Source organism: Mesorhizobium sp. M0292, from assembly GCF_040321695.1.
Classification (GTDB): Bacteria; Pseudomonadota; Alphaproteobacteria; order Rhizobiales; family Rhizobiaceae; genus Mesorhizobium.
In genome coordinates this window covers 48,562-69,717 of the sequence record NZ_JAMYSB010000002.1, presented here as the reverse complement: position 1 = coordinate 69,717, position 21,156 = coordinate 48,562, and the positions used below count along the sequence as shown (strand labels likewise).

The 21,156-nt window shown below is 63.1% G+C and carries 15 protein-coding genes; 12 read left to right on the top strand and 3 right to left on the bottom strand.

Translation table 11 applies throughout. The annotated features are described in order from the left end of the window. Positions 1–56 precede the first annotated feature (56 nt). Together NKI96_RS03145 and NKI96_RS03140 are read right to left on the bottom strand one after the other, a co-directional pair. Positions 57–1,088 carry a histone deacetylase family protein gene (locus NKI96_RS03145; protein ID WP_023814587.1) on the bottom strand — a complete coding sequence of 344 codons (1,032 nt, stop codon included), beginning with the start codon at positions 1,086–1,088 and terminating at the stop codon, positions 57–59. 24 nt (positions 1,089–1,112) lie between these two features. Further along, positions 1,113–1,766, bottom strand: coding sequence for a TetR/AcrR family transcriptional regulator (locus tag NKI96_RS03140; RefSeq protein ID WP_023686329.1), 654 nt, complete (start codon positions 1,764–1,766; stop codon positions 1,113–1,115). Between the two features lie 277 nt (positions 1,767–2,043). Here NKI96_RS03140 and NKI96_RS03135 point away from each other — a divergent pair, with 277 nt between their 5' ends. The 9 genes from NKI96_RS03135 to NKI96_RS03095 all read left to right on the top strand — a co-directional run bounded on the left by NKI96_RS03135 (position 2,044) and on the right by NKI96_RS03095 (position 12,914). Then, positions 2,044–3,723: an amidohydrolase gene (locus NKI96_RS03135; RefSeq protein ID WP_023737690.1), complete on the top strand. Its 1,680-nt coding sequence runs from the start codon at positions 2,044–2,046 to the stop codon at positions 3,721–3,723. 156 nt (positions 3,724–3,879) lie between these two features. Continuing rightward, positions 3,880–4,980, top strand: a complete 1,101-nt coding sequence (locus NKI96_RS03130; RefSeq protein ID WP_023699750.1) for an ABC transporter ATP-binding protein — start codon at positions 3,880–3,882, stop codon at positions 4,978–4,980. Between the two features lie 2 nt (positions 4,981–4,982). Then, positions 4,983–5,903 (top strand): ABC transporter permease, encoded by a 921-nt coding sequence (locus tag NKI96_RS03125; protein ID WP_023828190.1) that lies wholly within the window; start codon positions 4,983–4,985, stop codon positions 5,901–5,903. After that, positions 5,896–6,696, top strand: coding sequence for an ABC transporter permease (locus tag NKI96_RS03120; protein WP_023671766.1), 801 nt, complete (start codon positions 5,896–5,898; stop codon positions 6,694–6,696). The genes NKI96_RS03125 and NKI96_RS03120 overlap by 8 nt, the downstream gene beginning before the upstream one ends. Before the next feature lie 23 nt (positions 6,697–6,719). Continuing rightward, entirely contained in the window at positions 6,720–7,754 is a 1,035-nt protein-coding gene (locus tag NKI96_RS03115; protein ID WP_023683465.1) for an ABC transporter substrate-binding protein, read from the top strand. A gap of 62 nt (positions 7,755–7,816) precedes the next feature. Then, a complete protein-coding gene (locus NKI96_RS03110) occupies positions 7,817–9,013 on the top strand; it encodes a serine hydrolase domain-containing protein (protein ID WP_352802893.1) in 1,197 nt (398 codons plus the stop codon). Between the two features lie 33 nt (positions 9,014–9,046). Next, positions 9,047–10,228: a serine hydrolase domain-containing protein gene (locus tag NKI96_RS03105; protein ID WP_352802890.1), complete on the top strand. Its 1,182-nt coding sequence runs from the start codon at positions 9,047–9,049 to the stop codon at positions 10,226–10,228. 114 nt (positions 10,229–10,342) lie between these two features. Further along, entirely contained in the window at positions 10,343–12,664 is a 2,322-nt protein-coding gene (locus NKI96_RS03100; RefSeq protein ID WP_352802888.1) for a Tex family protein, read from the top strand. A 64-nt stretch (positions 12,665–12,728) separates the two neighbouring features. Beyond that, complete coding sequence (locus NKI96_RS03095) at positions 12,729–12,914, top strand: hypothetical protein (RefSeq protein ID WP_352802886.1); 186 nt, start codon at positions 12,729–12,731, stop codon at positions 12,912–12,914. On the opposite strand, the gene NKI96_RS03090 is transcribed toward NKI96_RS03095, so the two are convergent. Then, complete coding sequence (locus tag NKI96_RS03090; RefSeq protein WP_023686321.1) at positions 12,915–13,826, bottom strand: LysR family transcriptional regulator; 912 nt, start codon at positions 13,824–13,826, stop codon at positions 12,915–12,917. It abuts the gene before it with no gap. Between the two features lie 106 nt (positions 13,827–13,932). On the opposite strand from NKI96_RS03090, the gene NKI96_RS03085 reads away from it, so the two are divergent. The 3 genes from NKI96_RS03085 to NKI96_RS03075 all read left to right on the top strand — a co-directional run bounded on the left by NKI96_RS03085 (position 13,933) and on the right by NKI96_RS03075 (position 21,155). Then, positions 13,933–15,129 (top strand): acyl-CoA dehydrogenase, encoded by a 1,197-nt coding sequence (locus NKI96_RS03085; RefSeq protein WP_352802884.1) that lies wholly within the window; start codon positions 13,933–13,935, stop codon positions 15,127–15,129. 248 nt (positions 15,130–15,377) lie between these two features. Continuing rightward, on the top strand, positions 15,378–18,737 hold the full coding sequence (locus NKI96_RS03080) for a transglutaminase family protein (RefSeq protein WP_352802881.1): 3,360 nt from the start codon (positions 15,378–15,380) through the stop codon (positions 18,735–18,737). 6 nt (positions 18,738–18,743) lie between these two features. Beyond that, positions 18,744–21,155 (top strand): circularly permuted type 2 ATP-grasp protein, encoded by a 2,412-nt coding sequence (locus tag NKI96_RS03075; RefSeq protein ID WP_352802878.1) that lies wholly within the window; start codon positions 18,744–18,746, stop codon positions 21,153–21,155. Position 21,156 lies beyond the last annotated feature (1 nt).

Below are 21,156 nucleotides of genomic sequence, written 5' to 3'. Positions count from 1 at the left end.
TCTTTGGCGCAATTCCGGCCGGAAAACCGCCTCACACTTATCCTGGAATTGCTTTCTTATTTGTCCTCGAAGCCGGTGAGCACGCCGACGGCGTTGATGCCGATCTCCTCGACGGCGTAGCCGCCTTCCATCACGAACAGCGTCGGCAGGCCGAGCTTGGCGATGCGATGGCCGATCTTCGGATAGTCCGGGCTTTTCAGCTTGAACTGGCTGATCGGGTCCTTCTCGAAGGTGTCGACGCCAAGGGAGACGATGACGATATCGGGGGCGTAGGCGGCGAGCTTGACGCAGGCATCCTCCAGCGAGGCGTTCCAGGCGTCCCAATTGGTGCCGAAGGGCATGGGATAATTGACGTTGAAACCTTCGCCGGCGCTGGCGCCGCGTTCATCGGCATGGCCGAGGAAGAACGGATACTCCACCATGGGATCGCCATGCAGGTTGAGAACCTGCACGTCGGCGCGTTCATAGAAGATCTCCTGCGTGCCATTGCCGTGGTGATAGTCGACGTCGAGGATCGAGACGCGTTTTGCGCCCTGATCGAGGAACCACTGCGCGGCGACCGCGGCATTGTTGATGTAGCAGTAGCCGCCCATGAACCCAGCACCGGCGTGATGGCCGGGCGGGCGGCAGAGCGCGAAGGCCGACCGCTCGCCACCCTTGACCAAGGCCGCCGCCGTCAGCGCCACGTCATAGGATGATTTGATGGCGGTCCATGTGCCTTCGACGAAGGTGGCGCCGGCGTCGAAGGAATAGTAGCCGAGCAAGGCGTCGACGCGCTTGGGTGGCACGTCGCCGCGCAGGCCGCGCGTCGGCCAGGTGAAGGGCATCGCCGTGCCCTCGAAGCCGGCGGCCTTCCACGCCGGCCAGACGGTCGGCAGGAAGTCGATATAGTCGGCCTTGTGGATGCGCTTGGCGGCTGTGAGATCGTGCTCGACCGGTCCGATGATCGGCCCCAGCTTCTCGCTCTCGACCCGCGCCTTGATGAACTCGGCCCGCGACGGCTTTTCGAAACCCGGCACGATTGCCGACGTGACCAGTTCCATCTGGCCGGCATGGCCGGCATGAAGCGGCGAATAGACAGTCTTCATGAATTTCCTCTCGAAATAGCGAAATCAGTCAAGGTTGAGATAGGGGGTGACCAAAGCGAGCCACATTCTTTCCACATCGTCCTCGATGAGGTCGTATGTCTTGCGATCCCGCTTCAACCCCACAAGCCGGCAGGCGTGCCCGACATCCATCATCAGCACGCCGAGCCGGCTGGCGATCTTGTCTTCAAGGGCCGGGTTCACATGCTGCAGCCATGCGGCGTAAAGCGCGATGATCTGCTCGTCATATTCGTCTTGGATCGGCCTGAGGTCGGCATTGCCGGATATCGCCTCGATCACCGGCATCAGGGTGGCGTTTTCGAGATATATTCTGGAGGTATCGATGAAGAGCTTGCGCACCTCCTGCCGAAACTCGTCGCGGTTGGTGGGTGGGGTGACCTCGATGCGCCTGGCGATCACCTCGGGAAACGACGACAGCCAGCGCCGGGCGAGGTCGAGGAGAATGGCTTCCTTGTTGGGAAAGTACTGGTAGACCGAACCGACCGACAGGCCCGCGCGCCGGGCAATGGCGAGCGTCGTCGGCGTCTTGGTTCCCTGCTCCCGCGTCAGGATCAAAGCCGCGTCGAGTATCCGGTCGACCACCTTGCTCGACCGTTCCTGCCGCGGCTGCTTGCGCGGTTCGAGCGCCATCCTGGTTTCGCGGCTGAGACTGCGCTTCACGGATTGATGCCTTCGTTCCCTGCCGGTTTCAACACAGGTCCCGGTCTCAACATTGGCGTGGTGTGTTGTCCACAATACATTCGAAATTCGGCACGTTGACAAACGCGAATAATTAGTCGCATTCTTTTATCCACGCTGTTTTGAGAGATCACAAGGGGAATTTCGAAACAGCGCACTGGCATCAGTTTTCGTCCGATAACGCCGCTCCAGCGGAGTGGCAGCTTGTCGGACAAGAGGGTTGTCGGTCTCAGCCAGTCGTCAAAAGCGCGGAGTCGCGATGTCTGTCACGGGTGCGGGTCAAAATGCTGATCTGATCGTCATCAATGGTCGCGTGCGGACCATGGACGATGACAATCCCGCCGCCGAGGCGATTGCCGTCAAGGACGGCGCCATCATCGCCATCGGCAACCACGCCGCCATCGAAAAACTCAAGGGAACGACCACAGAGGTGATCGACGCCAAGGGCGGTTCGGTCCTGCCCGGTTTCATCGAAGCCCACATGCATCTGTTCTCGGGAGGGGCCGAGCTCGCGCATCTTCAACTCGGCGGTATCCATGGCTTCGAGGCGCTTCAAAGCGCCATCCGCGACTACGCCACGACGTGGCCCGAGGCGAAGATGCTTGTGGGACAGGGCGTCGACTACACCGTGCTCGGCGACGAGCGGGTGACACGCCATCATCTCGACGCCATCCTGCCCGACCGCCCCTTCTGCATGGCGGCACCCGACCACCATACGATGTGGGCCAACACCAAGGCGTTGGAGATGGCCGGCATCCTGAAGGGACGCACGCTCGGTCCGGGCAACGAGATCGTGATGGGTGACGACGGCCTGGCCGCGGGCGAATTGCGCGAGGGCGAGGCCTTCGGTCCGGTGCTCGACCTTGCCGGCGAAAGCCGGGTGCGGCTGGGGCTGTCGACCGGCGGTGAGCCCGACCCAATGCCGTCGACCGCCGAGCGGGCCGCTGACCGTGACATCATGCGGCGCGGGCTTGCATGGTGCGCGCGCCACGGCATCACCTCGATCCAGAACATGGACGGCAATCTCTACCAGCTCGAACTGCTTTCCGAGATCGAGGCCGAGGAGGGATTGCCCTGCCGCGTCAAGATCCCGTTCCACTACAAGAATTTCATGACGCTCGACATGCTCGAGAAGGCGTCCGTCATGGCCGAGCGCTACCACAGTGAGTGGCTGTCATCGGGCATGGTCAAGGTGTTCTATGACGGCGTGCTCGATTCCTGGACCGCTGTTATGGTCGAACCCTATGCGGATCGTCCCGACTGGGTCGGCGAGCCGCTGTTCACGCCGCAGCAATTTATCGATCTCGCCGTGGCTATCGACAAACGCGGGCTGCAGATCGCGGTGCACTCGATCGGTGACGGCGCGGTGCGCGCAGTGCTCGACGGTTACGAGGCGGCGCAGAAGCTCAATGGCAAGCGCGACAGCCGGCACAGGGTTGAGCACATCGAGGTCACCACAGCAGCCGACGTGCCGCGTTTTGCCGAACTCGGCGTCATCGCCTCGATGCAGCCGTCGCATCCGCCCGGCGCCATGGATTTTCCACTGGAGCCGACGGTGTCACGCATCGGACCGGCCCGCTGGCCGCTGAGCTATGCCTGGCGCACCCTGAAAAGCGCCGGCGCCCATGTCGTGTTCGCCTCGGACTGGCCGGTGGCGGCGATCGACCCGATCCTGAGCATTCAGGCGGCAGTGCAGCGCAAACCATGGGCAGAAGGCGATCCTGACCAGAGTTTCTCGCTGCAGGAAGCCATTGCCGCCTACACGGTCGAGGGCGCCTATGCCGAGTTCGCCGAGCATCGCAAAGGCGTTCTGAAACCCCGCTATATGGCGGATCTGGTGGTTTTGTCGGCCGATATCGAGAAGACGGCGCCGGCCGATCTACACAAGCTGCGGCCGGTGACGACGGTCTGCGGTGGCAAGGTCACCTACCAGGCCTGACAATGGCATGCGGCTTGCACAGCTTGCCGCTTGCAAGACGAAATGACCGACTGAACTGTGATTCAATGCCGGACTTGCCAACCTACCGGCCGTGTGGTCACATCGAACAGGGGAAAAACTCCGCCAGCAAGAGCGGGGTCAACAGTGAGGCGTATCGTGCCGGAAAAACCGGATCGGAATGCAATTGAAGTCGTAAACGTCAGTAAAATTTTCGGATCGGGTGAGGGGCAGGTCGCTGCCCTCGATACGGTCTCGGTATCTATCCGCGAGAATGAGTTTTTTACACTGCTGGGACCATCCGGCTGCGGCAAGACCACGTTGCTGCGGCTGATTGCCGGCTTCGACTTTCCAACCGCCGGCGAAATCCTCCTCTACGGCCAGGACATCGCGCCGTTGCCGCCCTTCAAGCGACCGGTCAACACCGTCTTCCAATCCTACGCGCTGTTCCCGCATATGACGGTCGCCGACAATATCGGCTTTGGCCTGGAAATGCTGGGCAAGCCGAAGGCCGAGATCAAGGCGCGCGTCGCCGAGATGCTGAAACTGGTGAAGATGGAGGCGCTGGCGGGCCGCCGCACCAGCCAGATCTCCGGCGGCCAGCAGCAGCGCGTGGCGCTCGCCCGGGCGCTGGCGCCGCAGCCCAAGGTGCTCCTGCTCGACGAACCGCTCTCGGCCCTGGACTACAAGCTGCGCAAGGAAATGCAGATCGAATTGAAGCGGCTGCAGCACGAGACGGGCATCACCTTCATCTTCGTCACCCACGACCAGGAGGAAGCGCTGACCATGTCGGATCGCATCGCGGTGATGTCGTCGGGCAAAATCCTGCAGGTCGGCTCGCCGCGCGACATCTACGACCGGCCGGCCGAGCGTTTCGTCGCCGACTTCATCGGCGAGTCGAACTTCCTCAAGGCGGATGTGGTTAGCGCGACTGGTGGCCGGGCGACGGTGAAGCTGCCGTCTGGTGTGGAAATCCCAGCCTCGCTGCCGGAAGGCTTCAGCCCCAGCGGCAAGGTCACCATCGTCGTGCGTCCAGAGCATGCGCAGTTGGGCACGGCCAGCCCGAGCGCTTCGCTGTCCGGCACCGTCGAAAACATCGTCTATCTCGGCACCGACACGCACTTCCATCTGCGCCTTGCCGGTGGCGAGCCGTTCATCGTGCGGCGTCAGAACAGCCGCGGCGCCGGTGACGGCTTCGTGCAGGGCGGCCAGATCGGCATCACGATCGGCAACGACGCCGCGCAAGTGCTGAAGGACTGATCATGGCGACCGCGGAACAAGTCGCCAAGGCAGCGCAGCGACGCGATGTGCGCGACCGCTGGCTGCTGTCAGCGCCAGCCTTGCTGGTGATCTTCCTCGCCGCGACCGGCCCCTTGCTGATCGTGCTGATCTACTCGTTCCTGACGCCTGGCCCCTATGGCGATGTGAAGTGGCAGTTCTCGCCCGATGCCTGGCTGTCGGTGTTCATGGAACGCGACATTTTCGACGATACGCTTTCGCTTGCGGCAGCGCATGTCACCATCTTCTGGCGCTCGATCAAGCTGGCGGTGATAACGACGATCGCCACTTTGGCATTGGGGTTTCCAACCGCCTATTTCATGGCGACGCGCAGCGAGAAAACCAGGGATCTCTGGCTGTTCCTGATCACCATTCCGTTCTGGACCAACCTTCTGATCCGCACCTTCGCCGTGCTGCAGATCATCCGCAACGAAGGCATCATCAACACCATCCTTATCAAGCTTGGTATCGTCTCGGCGCCGGTGCAGATCCTCTTCACCGACACGGCGATTCTGATCGGCATGGCCTATGTCTATCTGCCGCTGATGGTGCTGCCGATCTATGCCAGCATGGAGAAGCTTGATTTTCGCCTCGTCGAGGCGGGCTACGACCTCTACGCGACCCGATTCAAGGTATTGCGGAAGATCATTTTCCCGCTGGTCAAACCCGGCGTCATTGCCGGCTCCATCCTGGTCTTCATTCCAGCCCTTGGCGCCTATGTGACGCCGAGCGTGCTTGGCGGCGGCAAGAATATGATGCTGTCCAACCTGATCGAATTGCAGTTCGGCCAAGGCCGCAACTGGCCGCTCGGCTCGGCGCTGTCGATCACGGTGATGATCATCGTCATGGTGGCGCTGCTTGCCTATGTGCGCAATGCCGGCAAGTCGGGGGTGCGGCATGGCTAAGAACTTTTCCATCAAGCACCAGACCGGCTTCACGGTGATCGCTGCGACCTGTTTTATCGTGCTCTATCTGCCGATCATCGTGCTGGTCGCCTATGCCTTCAACGCGGCGAACTCGACGTCCGAATGGGGCGGCTTTTCGATGCGCTGGTTCCAGTCGGCTTGGCAGAACGTGCAAGTTATCGACGCGACGCTACGCTCGTTCCAGATCGGCGCCGTCGCTGCGGTGTTGTCGACAATCTTTGCCACCATGGCCGCGCTCGCCACCACGCGCACCGCGTCCTATCCGGGCCTCACCTTCAAATATGCGGCGATCAACCAGCCGCTGATGGTGCCCGAGATCGTCACCGGCGTGGCGCTGCTGATCTTCTTCTCGCGCATCAAGATCTTCACCGGCTATTCCGGCATTGGCTATCTGATCGCCGCGCACACGGCGTTCTGCATCCCGTTCGCCTATCTGCCGATCCGGGCGCGGCTGGAAAACATGGACCTGACGCTGGAGCGCGCGGCCGCCGATCTGTACGCGACGCCTTGGAAGACCTTCCGCCGCATCACGCTGCCGCTTTTGTGGCCCGGCATACTGGCCGGACTGATGCTGGCATTCGTCATCTCGCTCGATGACGTCGTCATCACCGAGTTTGTCAAATCGGGCGGCCAGGATACGCTGCCCACCTACATGCTCGGCCAGATCCGCCGCGGCATCACGCCTGAGATCAACGCGATATCGACCGCCTTCCTGCTGCTTTCGGTCGCGATCGTCACGTTGTTTTTCTTCGTCAGCAGGAAAAGAGACTGAACCGACAAATGGGAGCTAAAACCATGAACTGGAAAACAACGACAGCCGCCATGGGGTTGGCGCTGCTCGCAACGACGAGCCTGGCCAGCGCCGATGGCGAGCTGAACATCTACAATTGGGGCAACTATACCAGCCCCGACGTGATCAAAAAGTTCGAAGCCAAATACAACGTCAAGGTGACCATCACCGATTACGATTCCAACGATACGGCGCTCGCCAAGGTACGCCAGGGCGGCACCGGCTTCGACATCGCCGTTCCGTCGCAAACCTACGTGCCGATCTGGATCAAGGAGGGCCTCGTGCAGGAGACCGATCCGGGCAAGATGGAGAACTTCAAGAACGTGGCGCCGGAATGGGCCAATCCAGACTTCGACCCCGGCCGCAAATATTCCGTGCCGTGGGCGCTGGGCACCGTCGGCGTCGTCGTCAACACCGATGCCTACAAGGGACCAGCCGACAGCTGGGGCATCATCTTCAACACGCCGGACGAGCTGAAGGGCAAGACCAATGTCGTTCCCGAGATGAATGACGTTATCTTCGCGGCGATCAAATATGTCGGCGGCCAGCAGTGCACCGACGACAAGACGGTGCTGAAGAAGGTGCGCGACACGCTTGTCGCGGCCAAGCCAAACTGGATCGCCATGGAATACAACACCATCGAAAAGATGGGCGCCGGCGACTTCAAGGCGACCAGCGACTGGAACGGCTCGGCGCTACGCCAGCGGTTGGCCAATCCGGCCATCCACTACAATTATCCGAAGGAAGGCTACGGCCTGTGGAGCGATAACGTCGTCGTTCTCAAGGAAGCCAAGAATGTCGAGAACGCCAAGCTGTTCCAGAACTTCATCATGGATCCGGAAAACGCGGCCGGCCTCTCGGCCTTCCACCGTTACGCAAACGCCATTACCGGCTCGGACAAATACATGCCGGCCGATATGAAGGATGCGCCGGAAGTCGTCATTCCGGAGGCTGCGAAGGCACAGGGCGAATTCCAGAAGATGTGCGCGCCTGAGATTCAGGACATCTACACCAAGATCTGGACCGAACTGCAGAAATAACCGCAGTCTGACAGACCCGGCGGCATGCGCCGCCGGGTCTTTTCTTTTCCGGAATGGCTTTCATGGACTCCTATCGCAACAGCGATCCTCGGCCGCCGATCATGCAGGGCTCGCCGCCTCAAATGGTGCTGCCGAAGCTCGACTGGGACCGGCCGCCATGGAATCGCTGGGCCTTCCAACACATCCGCGAATTCCTGCCGACCATCGAGGTCTGGCGCGGTAATGGCCATCGCCATCGTCTTGAGCGCGCAGAGACCGATCTCGACGCGCTGCCGGTGGAAGACAGCAAGGGCCGTCCGACGACGCTCGTTGGCCTGCTCGACGAGACCTACACGGACGGCTTCCTGGTGCTCAAAGACGGCAAGGTCGCCTATGAGCGCTATTTCAACGGCATGGCCGAGCGCACGCTGCATCTGTCGCAGTCGATGGCGAAGTCGGTAACAGGCACCGTGTTCGGTATTCTGGTTGGGCGCGGCTTGATCGACCCGGCCAAACCGGTGACCGCCTATCTGCAGGAGCTCGGCGCGACCGGCTGGGACGGCGCCAGCGTGCAGCATGTGCTTGACATGACGACGGGTGTTCGCTTTTCCGAGGAATACACCGATCGCTATTCCGATATCGGCCAGGTCGATGTCGCCACCGGCTGGAAGCCGGTGCCGCCGGACAGCGATCCGGATTTCCAATGGCCGCCGCATCTGTTCGAGTTGATCCTGCAGCTGAAGGACAAGGTGCGGCCGCATGGCGCCGCGTTCGAGTACCGCTCGATCGAGACCGACGTGCTTGCCTTCATCATGGAGCGGGTCACCGGTAAACGGCTGGCGCAGTTGGTGTCCGAGGAGCTGTGGCAAAAGCTCGGCGCCGACGAGAGCGCCTGCTTCACGGTTGACAGCGCCGGCTATGCGCTGGCCGATGGCGGCTTCAACGCGACGCTGCGAGACTACGCCCGCTTCGGCCAGTTGATCCTCGACAATGGCCGCGGCATCGTGCCGGCCGACTGGATCGAGGCGACGCGCAACGGCAGGCATGCGCCGGATTTCAATCCGAGCCTGCCGGAGGGCAGCTACCGCAACCAGTTCTGGATCGAAAACCCGCGCTCACGCGCACTGATGTGCCGGGGCGTGTTCGGGCAGATGATCCATATCGACTGGGACACCGGCATGGTCGTGGTCAAGCTTTCAAGCTATCCGGATTTCAGCAATGTCGCCTATTCGGTGGCAACGCTGAAGGCGGTGCACGCCATCGCCAAGAAGCTTGGTTGACCCACAACAAATCATCCCTCCGAGGAAACGTTCATGACTGGCAAGACTGCGTTCGAGATCCGCTACGGCTTTGCCCGTAATGAGGTGCTGCTCTCCAACTGGCGCGAAAACCCCTTCAACCGCTGGTCATTCCAGAACCTTGGCGAACTGGTGCCGACCGCTCCCGTGGGGGCGACGCCGGGAAGCGTCGAAGCGCCGGTGCGGGACCTGAGCGGCCTGCTCGGCGAAAAGGTTTCGATCGCCAGCGCCCCGGAAACGGTGGCCGAATTCCTCACACGTTCGAGCAGCGACGCGCTGACGGTGCTGAAGGCTGGCAAGGTCATCGGCGACTGGTTTGCGCCCATTATGGATTTCGGCGCCCGTCACATCGTCTTTTCGATCAGCAAATCGGTCACCGCCATCATCGCCGGCATATTGGAAGGCGAGGGCGTGTTCGACACGGAAGCGCCAGTGACGGCCTACATTCCGGAAGCCGCCGGCTCGGCCTATGCCGATGCAAGCTGCCGGCATGTGCTCGACATGAGCGTCAGCCTCGATTTCGAGGAGGCCTATCTCGATCCCGAAAGCGCCTTTGCCCGTTACCGCCGCGCGACGCTGTGGAATCCGGGCGGCGGCACTGAAAGCTTGCGCGAATTCATTCTGACCTTGCAGCGGCTCGAAGAACCGCATGGCAAAACCTTCCGCTACCGTTCGCCCAATTCCGATCTGCTCGGCCTGCTGCTCGAACGAGCTTCCGGCCAGCGCTTCCCCGACCTGATGCGCGAGAAACTGTGGCTGCCGCTGGGTGCTGTCAGCGAGGCTTCGATCGGCGTCGACATGGAAGGTACGGCGCGCACCGCCGGCGGCATTTCGGTGACGCCGCGCGACCTGGCGCGTATCGGCGAGATGATGCGGCAGGGCGGCACGGCCAATGGCCGGCGCATCGTGCCGGAAGGCTGGGTGCGCGATACGACCGTTGCCGGCGGCAGCGCGGAGGCCTGGCAGCGCGGCACGATGGTGCATCTGTTCCCGAAGGGCCGCTATCGCAACAAGTGGTACCAAACGGGTGCGGCAAACGGTGCTTTCTGCGGCATCGGCATCCATGGCCAATGGCTCTACGTCGATCCGAAGACGGAAGTGGTGATTGCAAAAATGGGGTCGCAGCCGGTGCCTGAAGATTATCCGCTCGAACGCGAGATCGTTGCCTTTTTCGAGGCGCTGAGCGGGATGGTCTGAGGACGAGCCAAGGCAAGGCGCTTTCCTGTGGACCTCTTTGACGCTTGAGAACACTGCGGTTGGCGTGACGGACATCAGCGCCTATGGTCGCCGCTCTTTGCGACAGGGACCAGCATGGCAGCAGACAGCAAACGCATCGCATCCATCATCGCGGCAGAGATCGGGGCGCGGCCGGAGCAAGCATCAGCAGCTATAGGGTTGCTCGATGAGGGCGCGACGGTGCCGTTTGTGGCGCGCTACCGCAAGGAGGTCACCGGCGGGCTCGACGACACCCAATTGCGCGACCTTGCCGAGCGATTGGCCTATCTGCGCGAACTCGATGCGCGCCGCGATACCATTCTCGGTTCGATCCGCGAGCAGGGCAAGCTGACCGAGGAACTTGAGGCCAAAATTGTGGCTGCCGCCACCAAGGCTGAACTGGAAGACATCTACCTGCCCTACAAGCCCAAGCGCCGCACCAAGGCCGAGATCGCCCGGGAGCGCGGGCTGGGGCCATTGGCGGAGGCTATTTTGGCCAACCGGTCGTTGGTGCCCGCCGAGGCGGCGCTGGCTTATGTGACCGAGGATTTGACCGACGCCAAGGCCGCACTGGAAGGCGCACGCGACATCCTGTCGGAACAGTTCGCGGAAAATGCCGATCTGGTCGGCAAGCTTCGCACCTACATGAAGGAGCGCGCTTTCATGCGTGCCCGTGTCGTCGACGGTAAGCAGGAGGCCGGGGCGAAATTCTCCGACTATTTCGAGCATGTCGAGCGCTGGGCCAATGTTCCGAGCCACCGTGCGCTGGCCATGCTGCGCGGCCGCAACGAAGAGGTGTTGTCGCTCGACATAGAGGTCGATGCCGACGATGCCTCGCCGGTGAAGCCGGTCGAGCGGATGATCGCCAATGCCTACGCCATCGGCGGCAGCCTGCCGGGCGACCGCTGGCTGATGGAAGTCGTCGGCTGGACCTGGCGGATCAAGCTTTCGCTGCACCTGACGCTCGATTTGATGCGTGACCTGCGCGAGCGGGCGGAGGAAGAGGCGATCCATGTCTTTGCACGCAACCTCAAGGATTTGCTGCTGGCAGCGCCCGCCGGATCGCGGCCGACCATGGGGCTCGATCCCGGCATCCGCACCGGCGTCAAGGTCGCGGTGGTAGATGGCACCGGCAAGGTGCTGGCGACGACGACGGTCTATCCATTTCCGCCGCGGAACGATGTGCGCGGCACGCAGGCGGAACTCGCCAAGCTCATCCGCCTGCACAAGGTCGAGCTGATCTCGATCGGCAACGGCACCGGCAGCCGCGAGACTGAAAAGCTGGTCGCCCACATGCTGTCCGACATGCCTTCGGATGGTGGGCCAAAGCCGCTCAAGGTGATCGTCAGCGAAGCCGGCGCCTCGGTCTATTCGGCCTCCGCGACAGCGGCGGCTGAGTTTCCCGGGCTCGACGTGTCGCTGCGCGGTGCGGTGTCGATCGCCAGGCGCCTGCAGGACCCGCTCGCCGAACTGGTCAAGATCGAGCCGAAATCGATCGGCGTTGGCCAGTACCAGCATGATGTCGACCAGTACCGGCTTGGCCGCTCGCTGGAGGCGGTGGTGGAGGACGCGGTGAATGCTGTCGGCGTCGATCTCAACACCGCCTCGGCGCCGCTTTTGGCCCGCGTGTCAGGCCTAGGCGCGTCGCTTGCCGATGCCATTGTCGCGCATCGCGATGCGACCGGGCCGTTCGCCAGCCGCAAGGGACTGCTCAAGGTGGCGCGGCTTGGACCGCGCGCGTTCGAACAATCCGCAGGCTTCCTGCGCATTGCCAATGGCAGCGAGCCGCTCGACGCCTCGTCGGTCCATCCGGAAGCCTATGGCGTGGCCAAGAAGATCGTCGCTGCCTGCGGCCGCGATGTGCGCTCGCTGATGGGCGACAGCGCAGCGCTCAAGGCGCTCGATCCGCGAGTCTTCGTCGACGAACGCTTCGGCCTGCCGACGGTGCGCGACATCATTGCCGAGCTGGAAAAGCCCGGCCGCGACCCGCGCCCCGGCTTCAAGACCGCAACCTTTGCCGATGGCATCGACGACATCAAGGATCTGAAGCCCGGCATGCTTCTGGAAGGCACCGTTACCAATGTCGCTGCCTTCGGCGCCTTCGTCGATATCGGCGTGCACCAGGACGGGCTGGTGCATGTCTCGCAACTGGCCGATCGTTTCATCAAGGACGCGCATGAGGTGGTGAAGGCCGGCGACGTGGTGAAGGTGCGGGTCGTCGATGTCGACATCAAGCGCAAGCGCATCGCGCTGTCCATGCGCAAGGACGGCGGCGAGGGCGGGACGCCGAAGGGGCCGCGCGACAATGGCGGCGGCAAGCCGGCGCAACCTTCGCCGATGCCGCAGCGTCAGCCGGAACGACCGGCACAGCAAGGCGCGTTTGGCGCAGCACTGGCCGATGCCTTGAAGCGGAAGTAGCCTCGAATGGTTCCTGCAATCGCTAGAGCGTTATCTACCATCCTTGTGTGGAGATACGCGCGATATGGCAAGTTTCGAGAAAGTGAGTGTCCAAGAGTTGGGGCGTCTTTGGGACGAGGGCATGGCGAGTGGCAGTTCGGTCGATGGAGACCAGGCTTTCGCCCGGATCAAAAGCAAGCTCGATGCGAAAGTTGCCGAACGCAAGTCGCAAAAACGCTGCGCTTCCAGCCGGAAACCGAGCCGGAAGTAGCTACCAGGCCAGAACGGCCGGTTCCTTCTCAACCTGGCCCAGCAGCCAGTCGCGAAAGCTGACGACGGGCGGGTGGCCGCGCTTGTCGTTCGGGACGACGAGGTAGTAGGCGCTGCGGCTTTGCATCGGCTGTCCCGGCGCCGGCACGAGCTGACCGCGCTGCAATTCGCCGGCGATAAGAACTTGCGGCAGGAGCGCGACACCAAGCCCCGCCATGCAGGCTTGGGCAACGGTGCCGAATTGCTCGAACTGCATGCCGGGTCCGATCGGTGCGCTCAAGCCCTGTTCCTCGAACCATTCGCCCCAGGCGCCAGGGCGCGTCGCCATGTGCAGCAGCGGCAGGCGGCTGATGTCGGCCGCCGTGGTGATATCGCGGCTGGCAAGGAAGTCGGGCGAAACCACCGGCATCACGGTTTCGCGCATCAACAATGTGGAATCGGCGTCCGGCCAGTCCGGCTGGCCATGATGGATAGCGGCGTCGAGGCGTTCGCGGGCGAAGTCGAAGCGGCCGATGCGGGTGACGAAGTTGATGGTGATGTCAGGGTTTTCTGCGACGAAATCCGGGATCAGCGGCATCAGCCAGCGCGTGCCGAAGGTCGGCAGTATGGCGAGGTTCAGCATGCCGCTATGCCGATTGCTCATCAATCCGAGCGCGGCGTCGCGCAATTGCCCGAGTGCCGCCCGCACGGCTTCGGCATAGATTTCGCCCGCCGTGGACAGCCGAACATTGCGGCTGTCGCGCTCGAACAGCCGGCGGCCGAACTGTTCCTCCAGAAGTGCTATTTGGCGGCTGACGGCCCCTTGGGTCAAATCGAGTTCCTGGGCGGCAGCGGTGAAGGAGCCAAGGCGGGCCACGGCCTCGAAGGCGGCAAGGGCGCTGGTGCTGGGTAAAAGCCGGCGTTGGACGTTCATGACCCATTACTAAACCTCATTGATCTGTGATGCAATTTTGTTTGATTTTTCCGAAGCGGAGGTGGATAAGCCCGAGCACTTCAAGATTTTGGGAGAGAGCGAAGCCATGGCCGCCGACAAGAACGCGTTCGTTTGGGAAGACCCCTTCCTGATCGAGAACCAGCTTTCCGAGGATGAGCGCATGGTGCGCGATGGCGCGGCCGCCTTTGCCGCCGACAAGCTCGCGCCGCGCATCGAGGAGGCCTATCTCGAGGAAAAGACCGACGCCGGCATTTTTCGTGAGATGGGCGAGGCCGGCCTGCTCGGCATCACCATTCCCGAGGAATATGGCGGGCTCGGCGCCAATTACGTCACCTACGGGTTGGTGGCGCGCGAGGTCGAGCGGGTCGATTCCGGCTACCGCTCGATGATGTCGGTGCAGTCGTCGCTGGTGATGTATCCGATCCATGCCTATGGCTCGGAAGAACAGCGCAAGAAATTTCTGCCGAAGCTGGCCTCGGGCGAATGGATCGGCTGCTTCGGCCTGACCGAACCGGATGCGGGTTCCGATCCCGGCGGTATGAAGACGCGGGCCGAGAAGACCGCGAACGGGTACAGGATTTCCGGCTCGAAAATGTGGATCTCCAACGCGCCGATCGCCGATGTGTTCGTCGTCTGGGCGAAGCTCAAGGGCGACAACGGCAAGGACGAAATCCGCGGCTTCGTGCTGGAAAAGGGCATGAAGGGGCTTTCGGCACCGAAGATCGGCGGCAAGCTCAGCCTTCGCGCGTCGATCACCGGCGAAGTGGTGATGGAAGGCGTCGAGGTTGGCGAAGATGCGCTGCTGCCCAACGCCAAGGGCCTCGGCGGTCCGTTCGGCTGCCTCAACCGCGCGCGCTACGGCATTTCCTGGGGCGCGATGGGCGCGGCCGAGGATTGCTGGCACCGGGCCCGGCAATATGGTCTCGACCGCAAGCAGTTCGGCAAGCCGCTCGCCGGCACGCAGCTGTTCCAGAAGAAGCTCGCCGACATGCAGACCGAGATCGCGCTGGGCCTGCAGGCCAGCTTGCGGGTCGGAAGGCTGATGGACGAGGGCAAGATGGCACCGGAGATGATCTCGATCGTCAAGCGCAACAATTGCGGCAAGGCGCTCGACATCGCCCGCCAGGCCCGCGACATGCATGGCGGCAACGGCATCCAGATCGGCTACCACGTCATGCGCCACGCGCAGAACCTGGAGACGGTCAACACCTATGAAGGCACGCATGACGTGCATGCGCTGATCCTTGGCAGGGCTCAGACGGGGATACAGGCGTTTTTCTAAGCTGTGCCGAATTCAAGTGAGGCCGGCCTGCAAATGGCCGATACCTGCGCTTCCGGTGCTCGCGTACCAAAAGTACGCTCTGCTCCGGTTCTCGGTATCAGCCATTTTCGACTCGGCCTGACCTGAATCTCGACACAGCGTAGCCGGCTTCGGCTGCTTAATTTAGGTGCAGCGCAACATCTCTGCTTGGAGAATGGCCAATAGATGTGTCAGGGTTCGGCTGAAGAAACGCCGATCTCCGGGGCCCCATGGCAATACTGGCAGCCGTCTACCACCTGACCCATTACAAATATGACCGGCCGGTGGTTCTCGGGCCCCAGGTCATCAGGCTGCAGCCGGCACCGCATTCCCGCACCAAGGTGCTCAGCCATTCGCTGAAGGTCGGGCCGGCGAACCACTTCGTCAATCTGCAGCAGGACCCCTACGGCAATTTCCTGGCCCGCTTCGTCTTCCCGGAACCGGTGACGGAATTGAAGATCGAGGTCGACCTCGTCGCCGACATGACGATCTACAATCCGTTCGATTTCTTCGTCGAGCCATCGGCCGAGACCTTCCCGTTCGAGTACCCCGAAGACATCAGGGACGATCTCGCCATCTACCGCACGCCGGAGCCGGCGGGGCCGCTGCTGTCTGCTTTCCTCGCAACCATCGACCGTAGCGCCACCAACACCGTCAATTTCGTCGTCGACCTCAATGCGCGGCTGCAGCGGGAGATCGCTTATATCGTGCGGATGGAAACCGGCGTGTTCTCGCCGGAGGAAACGCTGGCCGCGAAAAAGGGATCGTGCCGGGATTCGAGCTGGCTGCTGGTGCAAATCCTCAGGAATCTCGGCCTCGCCGCGCGTTTCGTCTCCGGCTATCTGATCCAGCTGAAGCCCGATCTGGTCGCGCTCGATGGCCCAGCCGGAACCGCTGTCGATTTCACCGACCTGCACGCCTGGTGCGAGGTCTATCTGCCGGGCGCCGGCTGGATCGGCTTCGATCCGACGTCCGGCCTGCTCACCGGCGAAAGCCATGTGCCGCTGGCGGCCACGCCGCATTTCCGCAACGCCGCGCCCATTTCCGGCATGGCGAGCTTTGCCAATGTCGAGTTCGGCTTCGACATGCGTGTCGACCGCATTGCCGAACATCCGCGCATCACCAAGCCATTCTCGGACGAAAGCTGGCAGGCGCTGGATGCGCTGGGCAACAAGGTCGACGCCGCACTTCAAGCGGGCGACGTCAGGCTGACCATGGGCGGCGAGCCGACCTTTGTCTCCATCGACGATTTCGAGTCCGCCGAGTGGAACACCGCCGCCGTCGGCCCGACCAAGCGCGAAAAGGCCGATGCGCTGATCCGTAAATTGCGCGAACGCTTCGCGCCGGGCGGCTTCCTCCACTACGGCCAGGGCAAATGGTATCCGGGCGAAAGCCTGCCGCGCTGGACCTTTTCGCTCTATTGGCGCACCGACGGCCAGCCGGTGTGGAGCGATCCGTCGCTGATCGCACGCGAAAAGAGCGACGCAAAGGTGGGGCCGCAGCAGGCCGAGAGCTTGCTGACGGCAATCGCCGGCGAACTCGGCATCGACAAGGCGATGGTCAGCGAGGCCTATGAGGACCCGGCCGAATGGCTGCTGAAAGAAGGCAAGCTGCCCGACAATGTCGATCCGTCCAACTCCAAGCTGGAAGACCCGGAAGAGCGCAGCCGCATGGCGAAAGTGTTCGAGCGCGGGCTGACCAAGCCGTCGGGCTACGTGCTGCCGGTGCAGCGCTGGAACAGCCAGGCTTCGGACCCGCGCTGGCGCTCGGAGAAGTGGAAGACCCGGCGCGGGCGGCTGTTCCTGGTGCCGGGCGATTCCCCTGTCGGTTACCGCCTGCCGCTGGGCACGCTGCCCTATGTGCCGCCGGCGCAGTTCCCCTATATTGTGCCGGTCGATCCGTCGCTGCCGCGTGGACCGCTGCCGGCGCGGGAAGCCATACTGCCAGAACCGGCTCCGGCCGAACTGGAAGGCGCCGACGAGATGGCGCGGCGCCAGCAGGCGGTATCGTTCACTGCGACGACCGGCCAGCAAGACCGGGTGGAGCAGGAGATCACCGAGATCGGCGGCGCGGTGCGTACAGCACTTTCGGTCGAGCCACGCGACGGGCGGCTGTGCGTGTTCATGCCGCCGGTCGAGGCGCTGGAAGACTATCTCGAACTCGTCGCAGCCGCCGAAAACGCGGCCAAGGCGATCGGCCTTCCCGTCCATATCGAAGGCTATGGACCGCCGCACGATCCGCGCCTCAACGTCATCAGGGTGGCACCCGATCCCGGCGTCATCGAGGTCAACATCCATCCGGCTGCCAACTGGCAGGACTGCGTGGCGACGACGACGGCGATCTACGAGGAAGCACGGCAGACGCGGCTTGGCGCCGACAAGTTCATGATCGACGGCCGCCACACCGGTACCGGCGGGGGCAACCATGTCGTCGTCGGCGGCGCGACGCCCAATGACAGCCCGTTCCTGCGCCGGCCCGATCTGTTGAAGAGCCTGGTGCTGCAATGGCAGCGGCGCCCGTCGCTGTCCTATCTATTCTCCGGCCTGTTCATCGGCCCGACCAGCCAGGCGCCGCGCTTCGACGAGGCGCGGCACGATTCGCTTTACGAACTCGAGATCGCGATGGCGCAGGTGCCGCACCCGGGCCAGGGCAACCCACCGCTGCCTTGGCTGGTCGACCGACTGTTTCGCAACCTGTTGACCGATGTCACCGGCAATACGCACCGCTCGGAAATCTGCATCGACAAGCTGTTTTCGCCCGATGGCCCGACCGGCCGGCTTGGGCTTGTTGAGTTCCGCGGTTTCGAGATGCCGCCCAATGCGCGCATGTCGCTGGCGCAGCAATTGCTGGTACGCGCCATCATCGCCCGTGCGTGGAACAACCCGCTTGATGGCCGCTTCGTGCGCTGGGGCACCTCGCTCCATGACCGTTTCATGCTGCCGCACTATGTCTGGGCGGATTTCCTCGACGTGCTCGACGACCTCAAGCTCAACGGGTTCGAATTCCGGCCGGAATGGTTCGATGCCCAGCTGGAGTTCCGCTTTCCGTTCTGCGGCGAAGTCCAGCATGCCGGCATCAAGCTGGAACTGCGGCAGGCGCTGGAGCCGTGGCATGTCATGGGCGAGCAAGGCGCAATCGGCGGCACTGTGCGTTTCGTCGACTCCTCGGTCGAACGGCTGCAGGTCAGGACCGAAGGCCTCAACCCGGAACGTCATGCCATTGTCTGCAATGGCCGAATCGTGCCGATGAAGGTCACCGACAATCGCGAGGTCGCGGTGGCCGGTGTGCGCTTCAAGGCCTGGCAGCCTTCGTCGGGCCTGCATCCGGCGCTGCCGGTCAACACGCCTTTGGTCTTCGACATTTACGACCGTTGGTCGGGGCGGGCGGTGGGCGGCTGCGTCTACCATGTCGCGCATCCAGGTGGGCGCAGCTACGACACTTTCCCGGTCAACGGCAATGAGGCCGAGGCGAGGCGTCTCGCCCGCTTCGAGCCGCGCGGCCATACGCCGTCGGCCTATGTGCTGCGCAATGAAGAAGCCTCTGAAGACTTCCCCATGACCCTTGACCTCAGGCGGCCAGCAAGACTCTGATCAGCGATGGCAAAGGGGAATCAGAAAAAGGTCCGCGGCAAGCCGCTGAGGCACAGTCTGCTGGAGCACTACCAGCCGATTGACGGCGTCGTCGACGAGATGGTCGATGCTTCGGGCCATCCGCGTCCGGCCTGGGCGCCCTTCATCGAGGCGCTGGAGGAGCTGGGTCCCGAAAAGCTGGGCCAGCGCTTTGCCCGCGCCGACCAGTATCTGCGCGACGCCGGCGTTTATTATCGCGTCTACGACAAGGCCGGCGCCAACGAGCGCGAATGGCCACTGGCGCATATCCCGCTGCTGATCGAAGACAAGGAATGGGCCGGGATCAGCGCCGGTCTCGTCCAGCGCGCCGAGCTTTTCGAGGAGATAGTCGCTGATATCTATGGCCCGAACCGGCTGATCGAGAAGGGAATCCTGCCGGCAGGCCTGATTGCGGCGAGCCCCGAATTTTTGCGCCCCGTCGTCGGCACCATGCCGGCCAGCGGTCATTTCCTGCATTTTTGCGCCTTCGAGCTCGGTCGTGGGCCGGATGGAAGCTGGTGGGTGCTGGGCGACCGCACGCAGGCGCCGTCGGGCGCCGGCTTTGCGCTGGAAAACCGCGTCGCCACGACGCGGGCTTTGTCCGACGTCTATGGCGAGATGCATGTGCATCGCCTGGCCGGTTTCTTCCGCCGCTTTCGCGATGCGCTGATCGGCATGGCGAAGGAGAATGACGGCCGCGTCGCCATTCTGACGCCGGGGCCGCTCAACGAGACTTATTACGAGCACGCCTATATCGCCCGCTATCTCGGCATCATGCTGCTCGAGGGCGAGGATCTGACCGTCTCCGGCGGCAAGCTGATGGTGCGCACGGTTTCCGGGCTGATGCCGATCAGCGTGCTGTGGCGGCGGCTCGATGCCGCCTTTGCCGATCCGCTGGAACTGAGGTCGGACTCGCATATCGGCACGCCGGGGCTGGTCGAGGCGATCCGCCGCGGCACCGTGTCTACGGTCAATGCGCTGGGGTCGGGCTTGATGGAAACCCGGGCGCTGCTCGCCTTCCTGCCGAAGATTTCGCGCGCATTGCGCGGCGAAGAGCTTCTGTTGCCAAGCGTGGCCACCTGGTGGTGCGGGCAAGCAACCGAACGGGCGCATGTGCTTGCCAATATCGATCGCATGGTGATCGGTCCGGCGCTGTCGACGCGGCTGGCCTTCGAGGATGACGGCCAGACCAGGCTCGGTTCGGCACTGACGCCGGAGGAACGCATCGCGCTGATCGCGCGCATCGAGAGCGATGGCAGCGGTTTCGTCGGCCAGGAAGCGGTGACGCTGTCGACGACGCCGGTCTATGTCGGCGGCTGGCTGGAACCGCGACCGGCAAGCCTGCGCGTTTATCTGGCGCGCACGCCCGATGGCTGGACGGTAATGCCGGGCGGTTTCGCCCGTGTCGGCCTTTCGCTCGACCCGACGGCCATCGCCATGCAGCGCGGCGGCCAGGCGGCCGACGTCTGGGTGGTCAGCGACCGGTCGGTCGAGCGCGAGACGCTGCTGCCGCAGGAGCATGACAGCTTTGTCCGCACCATGCCGGGCAGCCTGCCCAGCCGCGCGGCGGAAAACCTGACCTGGCTCGGCCGCTATATCGAGCGCTCGGAGGATACGGTTCGCATCCTGCGCGCCTATCATGTGCGGCTGGCCGAGACGTCCGATCCTGACATGCTGCTGCTCGCCGATATCAGGGACTATCTCGAACCCTTCGGCATCGATCTCGAAGCGGCCATTCCGCCCGGATTGGTCGGCACGCTGGACAGCGCCGTCTACAGCGCCGGACAGATCCGCGACCGCTTTTCGCCCGATGGCTGGCTGGCGCTGAAGGACCTGTCGAAGACCATTCATCAGTTCGCCACCACGGTGGCGCCGGGTGACGACGCGACACGGGCGATGACGGTCATGCTGCGCAAGCTCGCCGGTTTCTCTGGCCTGTTGCACGAGAATATGTACCGTTTCACCGGCTGGCGTTTCCTCGAGATCGGCCGGCGGATCGAGCGCGGCATCCAGATCGCCCGTACGCTAGCCCGACTGACAAGGTCCGGTGCGCCGGACGGCTCGCTCGACATGATGCTGGAGATCGGCGACAGCGTCATGACCCACCGCCGGCAATATCCGGTGCGGGCCGGACGGCGCACGGTGATCGACCTCTTGGCGCTCGACCCACTCAACCCGCGCTCGATCCTGTTCCAGCTCGAACGGCTGAAGGCGGAGATCGGCCTGTTGCCATCGGTTGGGCCGGAGGGGCATATGTCGGTCGCGGCCAAGGAAATCCTGCAGCTCAACACGGCAATTGCCGTCATGGAGCCATCGGAGATGTCGGCGGAGGTGCTGGACGATCTCGCAACTGAGATCGGCAACCTCTATAGCAGCCTGGCTAAAGCGTATTTCGGTTAAC

Coding starts and splice junctions, on each gene's coding strand:
- NKI96_RS03095 (WP_352802886.1), top strand. CDS start 12,729: ATGGCAAGTTTCGAGAAAGTGAGTGTCCAAGAGTTGGGGCGTCTTTGG.
- NKI96_RS03145 (WP_023814587.1), bottom strand. CDS start 1,088: ATGAAGACTGTCTATTCGCCGCTTCATGCCGGCCATGCCGGCCAGATG.
- NKI96_RS03075 (WP_352802878.1), top strand. CDS start 18,744: ATGGCAAAGGGGAATCAGAAAAAGGTCCGCGGCAAGCCGCTGAGGCAC.
- NKI96_RS03125 (WP_023828190.1), top strand. CDS start 4,983: ATGGCGACCGCGGAACAAGTCGCCAAGGCAGCGCAGCGACGCGATGTG.
- NKI96_RS03135 (WP_023737690.1), top strand. CDS start 2,044: ATGTCTGTCACGGGTGCGGGTCAAAATGCTGATCTGATCGTCATCAAT.
- NKI96_RS03100 (WP_352802888.1), top strand. CDS start 10,343: ATGGCAGCAGACAGCAAACGCATCGCATCCATCATCGCGGCAGAGATC.
- NKI96_RS03105 (WP_352802890.1), top strand. CDS start 9,047: ATGACTGGCAAGACTGCGTTCGAGATCCGCTACGGCTTTGCCCGTAAT.
- NKI96_RS03090 (WP_023686321.1), bottom strand. CDS start 13,826: ATGAACGTCCAACGCCGGCTTTTACCCAGCACCAGCGCCCTTGCCGCC.
- NKI96_RS03110 (WP_352802893.1), top strand. CDS start 7,817: ATGGACTCCTATCGCAACAGCGATCCTCGGCCGCCGATCATGCAGGGC.
- NKI96_RS03085 (WP_352802884.1), top strand. CDS start 13,933: ATGGCCGCCGACAAGAACGCGTTCGTTTGGGAAGACCCCTTCCTGATC.
- NKI96_RS03120 (WP_023671766.1), top strand. CDS start 5,896: ATGGCTAAGAACTTTTCCATCAAGCACCAGACCGGCTTCACGGTGATC.
- NKI96_RS03115 (WP_023683465.1), top strand. CDS start 6,720: ATGAACTGGAAAACAACGACAGCCGCCATGGGGTTGGCGCTGCTCGCA.
- NKI96_RS03080 (WP_352802881.1), top strand. CDS start 15,378: ATGGCAATACTGGCAGCCGTCTACCACCTGACCCATTACAAATATGAC.